Source organism: Bradyrhizobium oropedii (genome assembly GCF_020889685.1).
GTDB lineage: Bacteria > Pseudomonadota > Alphaproteobacteria > Rhizobiales > Xanthobacteraceae > Bradyrhizobium > Bradyrhizobium oropedii.
In genome coordinates, this window is record NZ_JACMYO010000019.1 from 30,720 (window position 1) to 49,335 (window position 18,616).

Here is an 18,616-nt window from a genome sequence, read left to right on the forward strand (position 1 = left end):
GAAGCACTCGTCACATCGTTTCCAGTGCCGCTCCGTCCAATGATCTCGTTCGCAGCCCGTCATTTCTTTTCGTTAAAATGCGATTGCGCAAGGGCCGGGTGTTTCGGCACGACCATCGTTACGCTGTCCCGTCGGCCTGGCTGCAATCAGCTCACTCTCTCGACTGCGATGATGAAGCTAAAAAAAACCGCCGCCGGGCTTTCTCCGGCAGCGGCTCAAGTCTCGGGAGAAAGCAGACGAGCCGGTCTGCCAGCGGACCCAAGAGATCAGAACAGAATTCTGGCCGCCGGTCGCTATTATTCAAATGATGTCGGATTGGTCACGGCGTACGAGCTCAGCATCTGGGTAGCATTGGGTAAACCGACCGCATCAGGCGCAGCTCTTTTCCATCTGACGCGACAGTTAGCTGCCCACGGCTGTAGAAACCCGATGCTTGCGGAATGTCACGGGCACGGTTCACTTAACAGATGCTCGCCGGCACTATCGGCCCGCGCGGCTGTCAGAGCGACCGACACTTCGTCATCACTTGCAACCGAGCTCCCTTCCTAGTGCAGAGGAATCTTACCGCACACCCGTGCTTGCACAGGAACCGGCGACAGAGAGATATCGACGGGTCCGACAGCGCAGCTCGCTTCCGAAGCCACGCCCGGACCCGCATGCTCGCGGCAATGCAAGTGTACGCGAGCAGCCTCTCACCGATCGCAATTTTCTGATGACATCGGGCCGGCAACAAGTTGGACAGGTATTCGACTGATACATCCAGAAACGGAGCTCTCGACCCGCCATTCGCTTCTAACCGCCATCAGCAGCCTAACCGGCGATGTCGACCGACCGTACCTTTTCCTCAAACGCTCGAGTGATCCGGCCGCCGATCCTGTTATCGGCATAATGTGCGTTTCGATGGCGCGGGCCAGACGGAGGCAATTGTCGGTCCATATCGCGACTACAACGCGCCGTTATTTAATGGAGGCTAGCCTAGATCGATCGAGAGTTATTGTAACAGATAGAACTACGATGAGGCCCGTCACCATGATTTGCAGGTATGTATGTACGCCTGCGATATTGAGACCATTTTGCAGCACGGCGATCACCAGAACACCGGTCAGCGTTCGATGGACTCCGCCTGAACCTCCAGATAGCGCGGTTCCGCCCATCACGACCGCGGCGATCGCCTGGAGCAGCAGATCGTCTCCCATGCGCGACGTTCCCGTCGATGTCCGCGCGACAAGGAGCAAGCCCGCAACTCCGCAAAGCATTCCGGAGACCACAAATGCGGCGGCTTTGGTGCGAAGAACGTCAATCCCCGAAAGTCGAGCAGTTAGGCCACCACCGCCGATCGCAAAAAGGGCTCTTCCGAAGTGGCTTCTCGCACCGACAAAGGACGCGACGACAAAAATGAGAAGTGCGAAAACTCCAGAGTTCGGAATACGACCGATCACAGAACCGGAACCAATCCACGTCAGGTTGGGGCTCTGAAAGAACACATTGGCACCGCCGCTGATCCACGTGGACACGCCGCCAAGAATAGTCATCGTGCCTAGTGTGGCAACGAAAGACGGCAGCCGTAGTCGAAGGACGAGCGCAGCATTGACGAGGCCACACAGAGCTCCAATGCCTGCGGCAGCGACGGCTATTCCAGCCGCACCTACATCAAAGTCACGGATCAGAACCGCAGACGAAATTGCCACAAGTGTCACGATGGCTCCAACCGAAAGGTCGAGCGCTCCCATGAGAATTACGAATGTGATGCCTGTTGAGACGATCAGCAGGATCGAGGACTGCCGCATCAGATTAAAAAGATTTATCCAACTCAAAAAGCGCGGATTGATCGAGGCGAACACCGCGGCCATCGCCATCAGCAGCAACAATGGCCCTATTGCATTTATGATGGGACGGTGACGGTTGTAAAACTGGGCAATCTGCACTTTTGCTTCTACACCTGCTGTCGACCCAGTCGTCTGCGGCTCATACCATGTGTTGGACAAGTTCCTGCTCCGTTGGCTTGTTATCGGCAGGCGCGTTGCACAAGAACTGAATTTCTCCCTCTCGCATCACGAGGATGCGGTTTGACATTCCAATAAGCTCAGGCAGATCGTCTGTGACGAGAAGAACAGCTACGCCCTCCTCAGCCAAGTCCCTCAGGACGCCGTAGATCTCTTGTTTAGCGCCGACATCGACGCCGCGCGTGGGATTGTCGAGGACCATCACCTGAACCTTTCGAGCCAGCCATTTAGCTATCACCACCTTCTGTTGATTACCCCCGGAAAGGAACTGGCAAAGCTGTGCTGGCCCTTTGCATCTCACACGCAAGCGATTGATGTACTTTTCGGCGAGAAGCCGTTCTCGGGAGCGTGAAATGAAACCAGATAGGCGCGAGACGAGCGGAAGCGAGGCCAAAGACATATTTGCTTGAACCGACATGTAAGGCACGATGCCTTCGGTCTTGCGTTCTTTGGGGACAAAACCCATGCCGCGCAACATCGCCGCTTTTCCACGTCCGCGAAGCGGCAACGCTTCGCCGCCCACTTCGATGGTGCCGTTTGGGGGAAAGGGTTCAAATCCGACGACGGCTTTGGCTACAGCCTCCTTGCCGCATCCGACGAGGCCACCAATTCCAAGGATCTCACCTTTGCGAAGCTCAAAACTGACATTCTGGACGTTGTGGCCGCTTAGACCCTTGACTGAGACCGCGATGGGCGCCCCCTCGAGTTTCAGCTGGCGCTTTTCCATGAAGTATTCGTCGTCTCGCGCTCGGCCCACCATTGCCCGATGAAGGCTTTGTTCGGAGATCTGTTCTCCTGCGAACTCGCCAACATTTCGCCCGTCCTTGAACACGTAGATGCGGTCGCAAAGCTCTACGTATTCCACGAGACGGTGAGTAATAAGTACAAATGAAGCGCGACGACGGTACCGTCGAATCGACTCAAAGAGAATTTTGATCTGTCGCTCGCCGATTGCCGCTGTCGGTTCGTCGAGCAGGATGATTGGATGATCAATATGGCAATGCTCGGCCAAAACGAACGCCTTGGCAATCTCGATCATCTGCCGATCGTGAAACGCGTAGTCGCCTGTGCGACGGCACGGATCGATGTAGTCAAGACCGAGGTCTTTGAGATGTCTTTCGCTGACGGCTATCATCGCTCGTCTGTCGACGATGCCTATCCGATTGGCAAAGTTGGCTTCTAAAGAGAGAAATATATTTTCGTAGACAGCCAGGCTTGGAATAAGGGCCTGCTCCTGAAAGACCATCGAAATACCGGCCTCGACGGCCTCAGTATAGCTTGTCGGCGTGAAGCTCTTGCCGAAAAGTCTCATACTTCCCGCGTTCGGTGTATGGATGCCGGCAATCATTTTGAGGGTCGTTGATTTGCCCGCTCCGTTTTCGCCGGCAATCCCAACTATTTCGTTCGGAAATACATCGAGATCGATCCCTTCGACCACGCAAATGCCATTGAAGCGCTTCGACCCATTGCGCATCGTGTAGATGGGCGTCGGCACGCCGCTCATTTCACGTCCTCCGCGCTCGCACGATTCGTGTTCAGAAGAACAGCGAGCAGAATGACGGTCCCTTGAATGATTGTTTGTAGATAGGGCGGCAGGGCAAGAATGTTCATGCCGTCTGAAAGGATCGTTATGAAAAGAACCCCGATTATCGTCAGGCGCACGTTGCCTAACCCGCCCGTTATCGCAGTTCCGCCAACGACCACTGCGGTGATCGTGTCGAGAGTCATATAACTGCCCATTGTGACTGTGGCGGACCCCAGACGAGCGGCCAACAGGACACCGGCAACTCCTGCAAGAAGGCCGGACAATGCAAACGCCTGGATTTTGATCGTATTGACCTTAACTCCGATGAGCGCGGCTACTTGCTCGTCGCTTCCGATCGCGAGCGTCATCCGTCCGAAACGCGTGCGATCACCTACGAGAACGGCAACACCGTAGATCCCCGCCGAAACCAGTACCGCATTGGGGACCATAATGGCCAGCGCGCCCTGGGCCATATCGATTACGGCCGCGTGCGATACTGATAAGGACCGGCCATCTGAGATGAAAAGCACCGCTCCTGAAATGGTTGTTGCTGTTCCAAGCGTCACCAGAATCGAGGGAATTCTGAGATAGACGTAGACCAGCCCATTGATCGCACCAAACACCAAGCCGACCAAACACGCGATGGGAACCGACCATAAGCCCAGGTCTGGCGCGAGCCGAGCGACCAGCATGCCGCAAAAGCTAGCAACCGCTCCGATCGATAGGTCGATAGAGCCCATCAGGATCACGAAGGTCGCCCCGATGGATGCGATCAAGAGGACAGAACTCGATAGTTCGATTGCCCTGATATTTGCGATGGTGAAGAACGATGGAGCCGCGACACCAAAAGATATAATCGCGATGGTAAAGACGACGATCGTTATGGCACGCCGCCATAGCTCGCTATCTCTACGTCCAACCACCGACGCTTCTAGCATTTTTGCGGTCCGTCAACGTGAGGTAAACACGATGCCCCTCTCCAGAGCGAGAGAGAGGGGCACCGAAGCTATCACTCGGGAATGCGCTGCTTATAGTGGCCGTTATACTCGGCCTTGAGCTGATCCACGCAACCGGAATCAACGGCGTCTTGATAAGCCTTCGGAAATTTGTATCCGGCCGGCGTGCGCGCTCCCCAGTACGTCTTCACGTCGATCGGCCACACATAGTTTTGAGCATCCCAGTCGCTGGGATGAAGAACCCGCGACATTTTCTTCCAATCAAACGGAAGCTTCTCGCCGGCGAGAAACGCTTGATACTTGTCCACATTCTGAGCGGTTATCAGCGTGGCTCCCGTGTACATCATGCGTTCGCATGGGCTCGGCTTAAATCCCTTTGCGACATCGTATGCCCGCACGAGGGCAAAACCGGCTTGCCACTGTGGGGTAAAGCCCATTGTCGCAAGAATGCGGCCTTCCTTCACCAGCTTGAGGGTTTCTCGATTGCCATCGAGGCCGACGATCGGAATGTGCACACCAGCGTCTTCGACGGCTTGCATCGCGCCCAGTGCAATCGAGTCGTTTTGCCCGAAGATAGCATCAATCTTGGAGTGAGCCACTAACAGGTCTTCCATGACCTTGCGAGAGTCAACCTGATTCCATTTTCCCGGTTGGCGCGCGACGAGCTTGATGTTGGGATATTCGGCTAAGGCTTTATCGAAACCCGCGGTCCTGGAAATGTCTGCATCTACCCCGGGAAAACCAGTAATGTGCGCGACGTTGCCTTTTCCTCCGATCTTGTCAAAAAGCAATTTGGCAATTCTATAGCTATTTTCGACATCGTCCGGCGAGAAGAACGTTGCAAAAGCATAGTTGTCGCCCCCCGCATCCAACGGATGGAAGCCGGGCAACGATTCCCAAACGGCAACATGCACCGCACCGACCTTCTTCGCCATCTCAACGATGGGCTTTATGTTCGCCGCAACGAGATTCTCGCCGAACGTGATCCTGACACCGGCACCGAATTGAGCCTCATAGATTTCGATCTGCTTTGCGGCATCACCTTTGCCCGAAAGGATGCGATAGTTTAGACTAAGGGATTTTGCGGCCTGTTCGGCACCTTGCGACCAGTTATTGAAATATTCGTTTTCCAATGTGGAAACTTCAGACAGGACATCCTCAGCGCTCGCACCACCCGCAACGCCCAGGAATGCCGCGGTAGCAAAAAGGTAAGTCGACAGTCTTCGCATTGATTGACCCTCCTCGTACTTGTTTGTTGTAGATGATTTGCCTTTCGTTTACGTCGGTCGGCAGGCGCACGTCTTCACGATGGAACAATTCGGAACAGAGAACGTGTTTTCCTATCCGTCAGAACGGTCACCCCGGCTAAGCGAAGAGTTTCACAACGTAACGCGGACGCTGCGGTGGTCCGTTGCTGCCGGCATCATGCTCTAGTCACATCTTCTTCCAGTCTCCGATCCGCTCGAACGCATGCGCCGCCCTGTAGATGGTTGCTTCCTCGAAGTGGCGACCAACGAGCATCAAGCCCACCGGCAGGCCATCCACCATTCCGCATGGCAGCGACATAGCCGGATGGTGCGTGATGTTGAACGGAGCCGTGTTGGTGAACATCTCTGTCGCGCGAGCGATATAATCCTCTCGGCTGACGTCATGTGGAGGGAGTTGCGTCGCCTTCATCGGCGTCGTCGGTATAAGAAGCAGATCGTAGTCCTTAAGGGTCTTGTCGTAAGCTGCACTCAGGCGGCGAGACACGTTGACGGCCTTGCCGTAGAATCGCGGCCCGTACGTATTGTTTACGTAGGTGCCGAGCAACAGGAACAACTTGGCCTGCTCGGACAGGGAGTTCGCCTTCTGGCGCCACCCTCGATGGAAGTCCATGAGCGACAGTGAAAAGAGGTCGGATCGGCTGGTACCAAAGCCGTCGCCGAACATCATGGTTTGTGTGGCGCCCTCGGTGCCGATCGGCGTCCAGATCGCGGCACCTTGGAGGTGCATTGGTACAGAGACCGTTTCAACCGAGGCCCCAAGGTCCTTGAAGCGTTTGGCCGCTTCACGAACCGCTCCATTGACGCCAGCTTCCGCCCCGGGCTGTTCGAAGCCCTCCTTCAGAACGCCGATCTTCAATCCGCTGACGCTTTGACCGAGTGCTTTCGTGTACTCTTCGACTTTTGGTGCTTTGATGCGCGGATCGTAACCATCATCTCCGGCGATCACCTCCAAGAGCAACGCATTGTCGGCGACCGTTGCGGTCATCGGGCCCGTGTGGTCGAGCGTCAGCTCGTTAGGCATGATGCCGGTATAGGGGACAAGACCCCAAGTAGGCTTCATCCCGTAGATACCGCAAAACGAGGACGGCATGCGTATTGAGCCGCCCTGGTCGCCGCCGATCGCCATATCGACTTCGCCAAGCGCCACAACAACAGCCGAGCCCGAAGAGGAGCCGCCCGCAGAGTAACCCATTCTATGAGGATTGTGCACCGGTCCGAGCGCACCGGTATGGCTACCACCGGATGTGCAAAAGCATTCGCAATGCACTTTACCTGCAATTTCGGCACCCGCATCAAGCATGCGAGTGACAATGGTTGCGTCGATATCTGGTACGAATCCCTCGAGTGTCGCCGAACCGTTCATCATTGGGACCCCGGCCAACATGACGTTATCTTTTAGAGCGACGGTCTTACCCTTGAGTTTTCCGCCCGGCGCTCCTTCGATCCTCGCCTTGCGGTACCAGGCGTTGTGCAGATTTTCTTCTACCAGGGGTTGATAACCCGGGGTGCGCGCATATTTCACCGGAGGCAACTCGTCCGGAACGGCTTCGATGTATCTGTAAGCTTCGAGGGATTGGTTGATCAGGCCGCGGAAGGAGACGATGTCCTCGTCGGTAAGTGAAAGGCCGCATTGTGAGGCGACATCACGCAACTGGGCGGGTGTGGGCGGGACAACTGACACTGGGCGCTCCTGTACTTTCCGACGGCAGACCCACTCTGCGATGGGTTCAATACGGCAAGCCTATTCGACTGCAGGTTGGTCGAACCTGAAGTGGATCGTTCACAGTGGGTAAATTTGGGTAATTCCGCCAAGAAAGAGGCCGCCGAGAGCAGAAATTTTCCACTCACACGCCATCGGCAGCGCTTCTTTTCGCGCACGACCGCATGCTGAAAATGCAACCAATAATTGTATGTGGCGACCGGCTCGGCAGAAGCGGCTAGGGCACCTTGCCGCTGCCGGCGTAAACGCATCAGTCAAAATGAAGAGCCATAGGCGGTAAGTAGCCGGCGTCCGCAGTGTGATGCCTCTCGGACCCGCATAGCCGGGATGAAGAGCTGACGAGCTTGCATATCCGCGCGTATTAGCTTGGTTCGGCCTTCAGTCTGGGGTCGCGGATGAGTGGTGATGTACGATTTTCCACTCGCCGTCCTGGCGACGTAGTACGAAAGTGAATCGAGCCGGCGTGGTTACCTGATGACCTTTCCACAGCTGTGAAAAGACATAACTTCCCACCACCAAGGAAACGTTGTGCGCCAACACCACGGAATGCCATACGTCCATTTTCACGGTAGCGCTGCCGTGAAAATAAGTGCCTATCTCTTTGACGCCGATATAGAGCTTAGCGCTCGATGTACCGTGAAGCATCGCGTCATCTGTGTATAACGCAGCCAGACGATCCGGTGCGTGCGTGTTGAAAGTTCGCTCCCAGAGCCCTAGGAACTCGCGGATGTCCGGCATCAAGGGTTCGTTGTTCACTACAAATCTCGAGTCTGGCTGACAAGTTGACGGAGCTGGAATGCACCTTCCGCTACGCCACTATTATCCGCAAGGCCGGCTGCTTGCGATAAAGCGGCTAAGTCTCACTTTTCTTTATCCATGCTGAGGACAAGGAACCAGGTTCGGCGGGAGTAAGTAAAGGCTGACAGTATCGCGTACGTTGTCGACCAACAGTGTGGCGCTCGGCAGCTTGAATACGCGACCGCAGCCAAACAGCTGATTTATTCTGGGTGCGATTGCCTTGGCTGAAACCATCGAAATGCCGAAGGACATTACAGCCCGCCCGCGCTGTGTGGGCTCCAGGCGCAGAAAGGCCCAGTTCGACTAATTCGACTGGAGTGTCGAAGCAGAGTCGTAAGCGACCAAGATTAGCGCAACGACGAGGATGCGCCCAGTCCTAAGGTATTCGCGCCCGTGGGACCTCTTCGGCGCGCTGCCCGCAGCGCCTCACTGCATCCCCGAGCGGGCCGCGATTTCTTACGATAATTGCCTGCTCTCCAGCGTCTATCATCCAATCCACGCAAACCCTGGTGCCCTGAACGTCATGGCCCCGTCACTCCATCGCGCTGTTACTAGACGTCGCTGTTTGGCAGCCTCTGCGGCCATCCCCACTTCTCCGTTGGGCGCCAAACGCACTGTCGGGATCAGGTCATTCCGTTCTATTCGCGACACCCGCCCGATGAGAATAAGTAAAGAAAAGCAGCACTGGCTATTGGCACGCGCTTTGAAATTAAGAAGTCGTCCCGTCCTGTGATCATGCGAGAACAGACAATGTTGCAAAGACGCAACCGACCCTGGCGAAGCGAGCCAATTGGAGCTGACTAGGAGAATGAGGTGTCCCGCGCCCCTGCTACAGCTTGTACTTTCCTCTGCAAAGGAATCCCTCCCTTCACGATGGTCGAGATCGGATTGAAGTACTGAGCGGCGTTCTCGATCCCGATGCACTGCTCGGTCGTGAATGCGAGAGTCGACCGGGAAACCACCATGGCTTCCTTCGCATTGGCGCAAATCATGCACTGCACTACGCGCGGCATCTAATGATCGGACCTCCGGTTGGAGCACGCCGCTGATGCCAACACCGTCAGGACATACGCGCTGGATGACATGCTGATCGAGATTGAGGGTGAGCGGCGCGTGCATAATTCGATCCACGGCGACTGCTTACCCGCATGCCCTCGCGGTCCGAGTTGATCCTCGAATAATCGAATTGCCCGCATTAGACACAGAGGCATTATGCGCATCTGCGGTATCAAGCTGACGCATGACGGAGCGATCGCCCTTGTTGAGGACGGGCGGCTTATCTTTTGTATCGAGCAGGAGAAGCGGAGCAACAATCCGCGGTATCAAACGATCGAGAATCTCGATGCAATCGTGCTGGCGTTGGCGGAACATGGCCTAGACCCGCGGGAGGTTGATCAGTTCGTCATCGACGGCTGGGTTGGGAAGGTGGCCTCCGAGTTCCAGATCCTCAGCGGTAACGTTCCTATTACTCTCAAAGGCGCATCGTATATTGAACGCCACGCAGAGGGCCTTCTGAGCTCGCAGGACGGTTTTGGCCTCAGGCTCGACGGCAGGGATTTCCCTTATAGAAGCTATCCGCACGTCACGAGCCACCTCGCCGCCGCGTACTGCACCAGCCCCTTTGCCAAAGCTGGACAGCCTGCTTTCTGCCTCTTGTGGGATGGCGGCACCTTTCCACGTCTCTATCATGTAGGACGCCAGGGCGCCCGGTTCATCGAGTGCCTGTTCCCGGTGATTGGGCACGTCTATGCCGCTGCAGGCCTTCACTTTGGACCGTACAAGCAGGCGAACCGCGCCAACTGGGACCTGGGCGACCCCGGCAAGCTGGACCCTGGCGGTGCTGGCAAGCTCAACTTGGGTCTTGCAGGCAAGCTGATGGCCTATATCGCCCTCGGGTCCGTTGAAGAAACCATCGTCGCGCTCTTTCAGGAGCTCTACCAGCAGCACTTTGCGGCTGACACGAAGCTTGCCACTTATCGTACCGACATCCAGAGTATGGAATCTGAGCTTGCGGCTGTGCATGGTTTCTTCGATGCTAGCGAGCGCCGGTTGGAGGCCAAGGCACCCGAAGATGTGCTCGCATCGTTTCATTGCTTCCTCGAGCGTCTGCTCGTGCGCGAATTGGCAATTGCTTTGCAGCGGCACTCGTGCTTTGCGACACGCAATTTGTGCATAGCCGGTGGCTGCGGGCTCAATATCAAGTGGAACAGTGCACTACGTGCGACAGCCCTGTTCGACGCAGTCTGGGTGCCTCCCTTTCCGAACGACAGTGGTTCTGCGATCGGGGCCGCTTGCTCTGCAATGGCGGCGGACAAAGGCTTCGGGCCGCTGGAATGGTCGGTTTACAGTGGTCCGGCACTGCATGGTAGCGATGTGCCGCCCGAATGGGACGCCGTGCCGTGTAGCATGCATGAACTCGCAACTATTCTCGCCAGTAACAAGCCCGTGGTTTTTCTTGCCGGCCGCGGCGAACTTGGACCTCGGGCATTGGGTAGCAGAAGCATTCTGGCAGCCGCCACATCGCCGCGAATGAAGGATTATCTCAATGACATCAAACATCGCGAACACTTCCGGCCAGTGGCGCCGATATGCCTGGAAGATCGTGCGCCGGATATTTTCAGTCCCGGGACGCCGGACCCTTACATGCTTTTCGATCACCAGACACGAGCAGAATGGCGGGATAAAATTCCCGCTGTTGTACATCTCGACGGATCTGCGAGATTGCAGACGATTCGCAGGACCTCTCGGCACAAAATTGCCGAGCTTCTCGTCGAATACGAATCGCTCACGGGCATTCCGCTGCTTTGCAATACGAGCGCCAACCAACATGGGCGTGGGTTCTTCCCGCATGTCGCAGCGGCCTGCGAGTGGGGACGCGTGGAACACATATGGTGCGATGGCATGCTGTGGACGAAAGCTCCGTAGCGAGCGAGCGATTGGCGACCGACGGTGTGCTTCACGCCAAATTCACTGAGCAAATGGAGCTGGTAAGCCGTGGCCAGCACGGATCGTCATTAACCAATGTTCACGCTTTTTGACGGGGCCGCTTCGAGGCGGCTAGCTTGAGCAACGTGAACATTGGGACTGCTACTCTAAGATCCGCAGCTTTTTGATTTTGTTGTAGAGGGTTTTTCTTGAAAGCCCCAGAGAACTAGCTGTTTTTCCGCGATGAAGCCTGTTCCGTTTCAAGCCTTCTATGATCCATTCCCGCTCGGAGAATGCATTTTTCGGCTTAGCTGGTGCCGACGCATTCAACAGCGGCCTGAGGACGCCCGCGCTGATATGCGCATCTGGGAGCGTCACGAGCTGGTTCACGATCTGGCGCAATTCCCTTAAATTGCCGGGCCAATTATGGCCAGCGAGCGCCAAAAACGCAGAATTTTCGATCGCCAGCGTTTGGGCATTCGAATCCCCCTTCGCCTCGACTGTGAAATGCTGAACCAGCTGAGGGAGGTCCTCCAGTCGGTCTGGCAAGGCAGGTAGCTTGATGTCAAGCCCCGAAAACAAGCCGAGCAGCCGGGGACATAGCACCGTTGGAAGGCCCGCGCCGCGAGCAACCGTCGCAGTTGCGATAATTCGAGCACTGGAGCGCACAATCGATGCGCCGTTCAAGGGCGCGAAACTACCAGTCTCGAGGTAATCGGCAAGCCGTTCCTGTCCATCACGCGAAAGCTGATCGAGATGCAGCAGCAACACGGTCGTATCGCTTGCACTTTCCAGCAGCGACAGTTGGCGTCTCCTGCTCTGATCGCGCTCGGCCCCGAAAAGCGCACCGACCGTATCGATGGCCGAACCGGGTCGGCATTGAAACAACGCTGCCTTCGCGTGCTTGCGGTCGCTGAAGGCATGGACCAGGCTGGCTATCCTCCGCTTGCCCGAGCCGGCCTCGCCCCAAACGAGCACAGGACTGGGATGGGACGCCAGGCGCCTTGCAGTCTCAAGAACGCGTTTCATGATTGAGGACTGTGCGATGACGCCGTGCCTGAAGCCGCTCAACTGGAGTTGGCGCTCAAGAAGATCGACCTTCTCCCGCAACAAGTGAAGAGTCTTGAACCCGGAGGTGACCTCAAGGACAGACATCTCTAGCGGGACCCGATCGAGCGAGGAGCCCCCGATGAAGCCCTTGACACCCGTTTCGCCGCAGATATCCAAGAGTTCGTCAGGCTTCGTTATCGGTCCGCCGCCAAGGAGGCAGATCACGTTTCGGTCGACGGATTGAGCCACACGCGCAACTGCGCTCGTGCGCGCGGCAAGCTCCGACAAGCTGATCGATGGGTCAGATGCGCTTTCAACGCCACGGTTGAGATTGAAATTGATGCAGATGGCCTGAGTACCGGCTTCAACCATGCGCCTTGCTTCGGACTGGGTCCGAGTATAGGCGATCGTCATCAGGCCACGTTTTGCCGCCTTCACCAGCAGCTCAATTTCGCGGGCGTAACCTAGGCCGCATTTCTCAAGCAACGACCTCCTGTAGTCATCAATGTGGATGACCGAAGGGAAGTTAGTGACCCCCGAAAAACCCCATCTACTGATCCGGTCGAGCCAGCGATCGATATCGAGCTGCGGATCAAAGGTACAAGCGCCGAAGAATACCGGCAATTTCGTGCTGGGCAGGATCTCGGTCCGACCGAAGCCGGCGACGAATTCATTGGTATTGCGGATTGGAAGGATTGAGGCGGGTGAAGAGCCGCCCATCGCGCGAAATCGGCCGGCATTGAGCGCAAGCACGAAATCTGCCCCTGCTCGTTCGGCCGCTCTCGCAGCCATGCCCGATCCGATCCCCGCCCCCAGCACAAACGAACGGGAATTCCGGAAGAACTGCCTGATACCGCCTCCCTTCACCTCGACCGTCCGTGGCTATAGACCGCGTTCGCTTTTTGGCGCGACTAACTAAAATTAGTTCCAATTTGCGGGTGCATGCAACCGTCGCAGGGCTTTTCCGTCCGTCATGAACAGATGGCAGTCCGCCGGCGAAGCCGCAAGACGAACTTTGCCGGAGCCTTTGAGCGGATCGGGCTTTGACGCTTTTGCCACGACTGCCTCCTTTCCGGCGTTGCCATAAACGTAAGTGACGCTGCCAAAATGCTCGACGAAATCGAGATCGAGATCGATCGCGATATCCTTCTCTGCGGACGATGGGGAGAAATCATCGGGCCGAATGCCAAGCGTGATCGGCTTGCCGACGAGCGATTTGTCGGGCTCCACGGGGACGCAGACCACCGCACCCGCGTCCAGTCGAACGTCCATGCCCGACTCATGCGCTGCCTCGACCTTGCCGCCTAGGAAATTCATTTTGGGCGAGCCGATGAATCCCGCGACAAACCGGGACGCCGGATTGTGGTAGAGATCATGTGGGCTTCCCACCTGCTCGATAACGCCGTCCTTGAGCACGACGATCTTGTCGGCCATGGTCATGGCTTCGATTTGGTCGTGCGTCACATAAATCATCGTGTTGCCAAGCTGCTTGTGAAGCTTGGAAATCTGAACCCGCATTTGGACGCGCAATTCCGTATCCAGGTTGGACAACGGCTCATCGAATAAGAACACCTTTGGCTCACGCACAATGGCACGCCCGATTGCCACGCGCTGCCGCTGCCCGCCGGACAGGTGTCGAGGTTTACGATCCAAGAGATGATCCATTTGCAACAGCGACGCAGTCTGCGCAACCCTGGTATCAATCTCGGCTTTACTAAGTTTCGCCATGCGTAGAGGAAAGGCGAGATTCTCGCGGACAGTCATATGCGGATAGAGAGCGTAGCTCTGAAACACCATGCCAAGGTTACGATCAGCCGCGTCAACGTCGTTGACGACTTCGTTATCGATCAGCAGACGCCCACCGCTAATTCGCTCCAGCCCTCCGATCATGCGCAGCAGCGTCGACTTACCCGACCCGGATGGTCCGACGAAGACGACGAACTCGCCATGGTCGATTACCAGGTCGATGTTCCGCAGTACCTGGATAGTCCCGTAGGCCTTGCTGAGGCCTTCCAGACGAACGTCGGCCATCACGCTCTCCTCTGTCGCGGGCTTCCAACCAGGGCCGGGATCTCAATGTCTGCCAGGCTCGATACGATGAAATCTGGTCGCGCCAGGGTGGGGTTCTCTCGCGGCGGAACGCCGGTCGTGACCAGCACGGTTGGAAGGCCAGCTCGCTTACCGGCCTGAATATCCGTCGCAACCTGGTCACCGATCATCAGTGTGGCACTGCGCACCGTCCCTAAGCGGGAAAGCGCCGTTTCGATCATGTGTGGCTCGGGCTTACCAACGATCAGGGGTTTGACCTGGGCGGCAGCAGCCACAGCCGTAATTGTTGCTCCCGCTCCCGGTTCGAATCCATTGGCGGTCGGCAATAGGAGGTCAGGGTTGGTGCCGATGAGGGCGGCTCCGTTCAAAATCGCCTCAACAGCAATCCGCATCTTCTCATGTGTGATGTGGCGATCGAGACCCATCACCACGATCTCCGGCTCTTGGTCAGTCACGTCCAGACCTACCGCGACGACCGCATTCACAAGGGAGGTCGCGCCGATGACATATACGCGGCTCGCGTCCGGGTACTTCGCGCGCGCGAGTTCTGCGGCCGCAATCGCGCTAGTAACCACTTCGTTCGGCGCGATTGCAAGGCCAAACGCTTCCAATTTGCGAGCGACGTCCTCCTGCGTGTGGGTCGAATTGTTTGTCACGAAGCAGAACGGCAGTCCGGCCGCCCGCCATCGCGTAAACGCTTCTATGGCATCGACAATTGCGGCATCTCCGCGATAGAGGACGCCATCGAGATCCGAAATGATCCCAGCGACCGACGGCCAGTTGAGGTGAGAGCTTGGGCTAGCCATTCATCAGCATCCCGCCGTTCACGTGAACGATCTGTCCTGTCATGTAGGAAGCCGCAGGACTCGCGAGGAAGACCGCCAGCCCCGCGATATCCTCTGGCACTCCAACCCGTCCCAACGGAATCCGACCACCATGGCGCGCTTCGGTCTCCTCCCGCGGTCGACCGTGCATGGGAGTATCAATGATGCCAGGCGCGATCGCGTTCACGTTGATGCTGAGGGGCGCGCATTCATAGGCAAGTAGTTTGGTTAAGTCGTGAACGATTGCCTTCGAAAGACAATAGTCGCCTCCGCCGGCCTGGTAGTTGAAAACTGCACCTTGCGATGACAGGGAGGAGCCGACATTGACAATGCGGCCGCCCTTGCTTTTCATGAAGCGCTCGACGACCAGTTTTGAACAGCGCAGGATAGCGATTGAGTTGATCTGGATCGTACGTTCAATTTTCTCAGCGCTGCCGCTAAGCAATGGCTGGGCCGACTTTATGCCTGCATTATTGACCAACACGTCCAGCCGGCCAAAGTGCTTGGCGATCTCTTCGAGGACCCTTCCGACGTCTTCCTCGCGCGCGACATCCATAGCCATGGGCAGTATGCCGTTGCCATAGGGCAGTCTTGGCAGAGTATCTCTGAGGTTCTCTAGATTGGCATCGGTGGCGACGACGTTCGCGCCTCCCTGGCGAAACGCATTAGCAATGGCAGAGCCAATACCGCCACCTGCCCCGGTGACGAGCACCGTTCGGTCTGAAACTGAGAACTGTTCGGTCATTCCAACTCCAAGATCGTTTGAGACTGTAGAAACTCGTCAACTGCCTGGGCTGTCGGCATTGAGCTTTGAGCACCGCGCCGTGTTACACATAACGCTGCAACCGCTAGCGCCTTCCTCACTGCTTCCTCTAGAGGCAGCCGCTGAGCGAGCGATGCTGCGAATGCACCATTGAAAGCATCGCCTGCGGCCGTGGTATCGACGACCTTGACGGGAAACGCCCGCAGAGCAAAGGAGCGCGTGGCATCAGCATAATAAGCTCCCTGCGCCCCGAGCGTGATCAGCGCGGCACCGGGCCCGAGATCAAGCAGCTTCCCCGCCGCGCGCGCGGCGCTATCGAAGTCACACACTTCGATGCCTGTCAGCTCGAACGCTTCCGTCTGGTTCGGCGTGACGAAATCTACGCTTCTCCACGCCGCCGATGGAAGACCTGGCCTCACCGGAGCCGGGTTGAAAATAAGCTCAAAGCCTTTTTTTCGCTTCATCTCGAAGAGCCGATTGAGCGCAGGGATCGGCATCCCCATTTCGGCGACGACGATTGAATCGCGCTCGATGAATTTGGTTGCGCTCTCGATCATGTCCGGCCCCACCTTCGAATTGGCGCCTGGGTCTATGACGATCATGTTGGAGCCGTCGTCAGCGACCATAACCAAGGCCAAGCCCGAGACTTCGCCTGCACAGACCGTAATTGCGTCAGTGCAAACGCCAGCTTCCATCAGCGATTTTAAAAGCGACTGACCGGCATCATCATCACCGAGATGCGTGTAGAAGTGTGGTTTCAGGCCGAGCCGGGCGGCAGCAACGGCTTGGTTCGCGCCCTTTCCTCCAGGGTGACGGCTCACCGTACCCATCAGGCTTTCACCCGGCGTTGGAAGCCGCTCGACATTGAAGCACAGATCGAGATTCGTCGTTCCGAAGAACATCAATGGCCGGACGCTCATTTTACGGCACCGAAGGTTAGGCCGCGTTCAAGGTGACGCTGACCGATTACGATCAGAATGACGGGAATGACCATCGTCACAACCAGCCCTGCGGCCATGACCGGGTAAAACTGCACGCCTGGATTGAGCAACTTGAGAAGAGCGACCGTTACCGGCGCCTTGGTCGAACTAAGAATCAGACCTAAGGCGAAGTTATGCCAAGCGAGTAGAAAGATCAGCAACGAGGCTCCGATCAGGCCCGGTTTCAGAAGCGGCAGTACGATGTGCAGCACGACTCGGACCGGTTTGGCGCCATCCATGGCAGCTGCCTCCTCGATGTCTTTCGGGATCTCTTCGATATAGGAGCGGCTCAGCCAAACAATCATTGGCAATGTGACGACTTGGTAGACCCAGATCATCCCGATATAGGTGTCATACAGTCCAATCGCCTGAAACACGCTGAAGAGCGGGATGACGACCAAAAGGACCGGGGCAAAGCGGAAGCCCAAAATGAAGAAGGCAATGTCTTCCTTGAGGGGTATGTCTCGCCTCGCCAGGACGTAGCCGGCGGGCACCCCAATGAGCAGAGAGATGATTACGGAGCCCAGCGCAATGACGACGCTGTTCGTGATCGGCGTTAAGAAGTCGACTTTGATGGTGCCATAGCTGGTCGCCCCGGCCTGTGCGACATCAAACAAGACACGAAAATTATCCAGTGTCGGCACGAACAGGAAGGTTGGCGGCCAGGTCATCACCTCAGCCTGCTGCTTTAGCGACGTCATCACGATCCAGACGAGTGGAAAGGCCAGGATCAATGCGCAAATGCCGACGAGCAGGTTCAGAATCAAATTGGTGGAGGTCGGGCGTTTCAATCGCATAGGTTGCCTCCTCAGCCTACGCGCTGCCGAACGAGGCGCCATAGCTTCACCATGGCAAACGTTCCGATCAACACGATCATCCAATTGACGACCATAAGTGCGGCACCACGCCCAAAGGCGAGATTCTGGAACGCGGTAATGTAAGCCCGCACCGAAAGTACTGATGTGCTATTTCCAGGCCCACCTTGCGTTGTCCCAAAAATGATGTCGAACTGATTGAGGGATTCGATCAGCCGAAACACGGCGGCGATCAGAATGTATGGCGTAATCAGCGGCAACTCGATGTGCAAGAAGGTTGCCCACCCCTTCGCGCCATTTACACGCGCGGCCTCCTTGATCTCTTCATTGATGCCCTGAAGACCGGCGAAGATGATTAGCGCGAAGAATGGCGTATAGGTCCACACGTCAATAAGGACCAGCGAGAACATCGCCGTGTTTGGATCTGAAATCCATGCAAATCGGCTTATGCCCGCAAGGGAGAGCAGGTAGTTCATAATCCCGTTTTGCGGGTCCATCATTGTCGTCCACATGAGCGCTACGCTCATCGGAGGCAGGACGAGCGGCAAGAGAATGACGGGCCGCATCACACGCGCCAGGAAGACGTCAGTTGCGAACAGCTTGGCAAGCGCCAGACCCAATACAGCTTGCGCAAGCACTGCCGAACCGGCGTAAACGAGAGTGGCACGAACGCTGTTCCAAAAATCTCCTGTCTTGATCAACGCCGCGTAGTTGTTGAGGCCGATGAAGTGGACTAGAGGCCGACCGAACTTGAGATCGGTCAGCGACTGAAACACGCCATAGAAAAACAGGAAAAGAAAACCAAGAAGTACGATGATAGCGGGCGTGATTGCGGCAATGCTCCACCAATCAAGGCGCGAATCCTGTGCGCTCGTGACCGCCTTGTCTTTTGGCGATGCAAGTTGGCTGGTCGAAGACTGCAGCGTCACGATTCCGTGGG

At 56.6% G+C, this 18,616-nt stretch carries 14 protein-coding genes; 1 reads left to right on the forward strand and 13 read right to left on the reverse strand.

Features of this window, described 5'->3' with window-relative positions; translation table 11 throughout:
• Window positions 1-956 precede the first annotated feature (956 nt).
• From H8A95_RS08055 to H8A95_RS08080, 6 genes are all read right to left on the reverse strand, one after another.
• Complete coding sequence (locus tag H8A95_RS08055) at window positions 957-1,985, reverse strand: ABC transporter permease (RefSeq protein ID WP_229182696.1); 1,029 nt, start codon at window positions 1,983-1,985, stop codon at window positions 957-959.
• On the reverse strand, window positions 1,966-3,507 hold the full coding sequence (locus H8A95_RS08060) for a sugar ABC transporter ATP-binding protein (protein WP_229182697.1): 1,542 nt from the start codon (window positions 3,505-3,507) through the stop codon (window positions 1,966-1,968). Before H8A95_RS08060 ends, H8A95_RS08055 begins: the two co-directional genes overlap by 20 nt.
• Window positions 3,504-4,466 carry an ABC transporter permease gene (locus H8A95_RS08065; RefSeq protein ID WP_229182698.1) on the reverse strand — a complete coding sequence of 321 codons (963 nt, stop codon included), beginning with the start codon at window positions 4,464-4,466 and terminating at the stop codon, window positions 3,504-3,506. Before H8A95_RS08065 ends, H8A95_RS08060 begins: the two co-directional genes overlap by 4 nt.
• A 71-nt stretch (window positions 4,467-4,537) precedes the next feature.
• A complete protein-coding gene (locus H8A95_RS08070) occupies window positions 4,538-5,713 on the reverse strand; it encodes a sugar ABC transporter substrate-binding protein (protein WP_229182699.1) in 1,176 nt (391 codons plus the stop codon).
• Between the two features lie 205 nt (window positions 5,714-5,918).
• The gene (locus tag H8A95_RS08075) at window positions 5,919-7,433 is read right to left on the reverse strand and encodes an amidase (RefSeq protein WP_229182700.1); all 1,515 of its coding nucleotides are present in this window, start codon (window positions 7,431-7,433) and stop codon (window positions 5,919-5,921) included.
• Between the two features lie 417 nt (window positions 7,434-7,850).
• Window positions 7,851-8,228 (reverse strand): SgcJ/EcaC family oxidoreductase, encoded by a 378-nt coding sequence (locus H8A95_RS08080; protein WP_229182701.1) that lies wholly within the window; start codon window positions 8,226-8,228, stop codon window positions 7,851-7,853.
• A gap of 1,254 nt (window positions 8,229-9,482) precedes the next feature.
• Between H8A95_RS08080 and nodU the strand changes: the two genes are divergently transcribed.
• A complete protein-coding gene (nodU, locus tag H8A95_RS08085; RefSeq protein ID WP_229182702.1) occupies window positions 9,483-11,195 on the forward strand; it encodes a nodulation protein NodU in 1,713 nt (570 codons plus the stop codon).
• Between the two features lie 162 nt (window positions 11,196-11,357).
• Here nodU and H8A95_RS44110 read toward each other — a convergent pair whose 3' ends face one another.
• The 7 genes from H8A95_RS44110 to H8A95_RS08120 are packed head-to-tail and all read right to left on the reverse strand — an operon-like array spanning window position 11,358 to window position 18,605.
• Window positions 11,358-13,112: a phosphoenolpyruvate hydrolase family protein gene (locus tag H8A95_RS44110; RefSeq protein ID WP_229167532.1), complete on the reverse strand. Its 1,755-nt coding sequence runs from the start codon at window positions 13,110-13,112 to the stop codon at window positions 11,358-11,360.
• Window positions 13,113-13,166: 54 nt separating this feature from the next.
• On the reverse strand, window positions 13,167-14,276 hold the full coding sequence (locus H8A95_RS08095; RefSeq protein WP_229182703.1) for an ABC transporter ATP-binding protein: 1,110 nt from the start codon (window positions 14,274-14,276) through the stop codon (window positions 13,167-13,169).
• Window positions 14,276-15,100, reverse strand: coding sequence for an HAD-IIA family hydrolase (locus H8A95_RS08100; protein WP_229167530.1), 825 nt, complete (start codon window positions 15,098-15,100; stop codon window positions 14,276-14,278). Before H8A95_RS08100 ends, H8A95_RS08095 begins: the two co-directional genes overlap by 1 nt.
• Window positions 15,093-15,863, reverse strand: a complete 771-nt coding sequence (locus tag H8A95_RS08105) for an SDR family NAD(P)-dependent oxidoreductase (protein ID WP_229175322.1) — start codon at window positions 15,861-15,863, stop codon at window positions 15,093-15,095. The genes H8A95_RS08100 and H8A95_RS08105 overlap by 8 nt, the downstream gene beginning before the upstream one ends.
• A complete protein-coding gene (locus H8A95_RS08110) occupies window positions 15,860-16,801 on the reverse strand; it encodes a ribokinase (RefSeq protein WP_229167528.1) in 942 nt (313 codons plus the stop codon). Before H8A95_RS08110 ends, H8A95_RS08105 begins: the two co-directional genes overlap by 4 nt.
• A complete protein-coding gene (locus H8A95_RS08115) occupies window positions 16,798-17,658 on the reverse strand; it encodes a carbohydrate ABC transporter permease (protein ID WP_229167527.1) in 861 nt (286 codons plus the stop codon). The genes H8A95_RS08110 and H8A95_RS08115 overlap by 4 nt, the downstream gene beginning before the upstream one ends.
• A gap of 11 nt (window positions 17,659-17,669) precedes the next feature.
• Window positions 17,670-18,605 carry a carbohydrate ABC transporter permease gene (locus H8A95_RS08120; RefSeq protein ID WP_229167526.1) on the reverse strand — a complete coding sequence of 312 codons (936 nt, stop codon included), beginning with the start codon at window positions 18,603-18,605 and terminating at the stop codon, window positions 17,670-17,672.
• Window positions 18,606-18,616 lie beyond the last annotated feature (11 nt).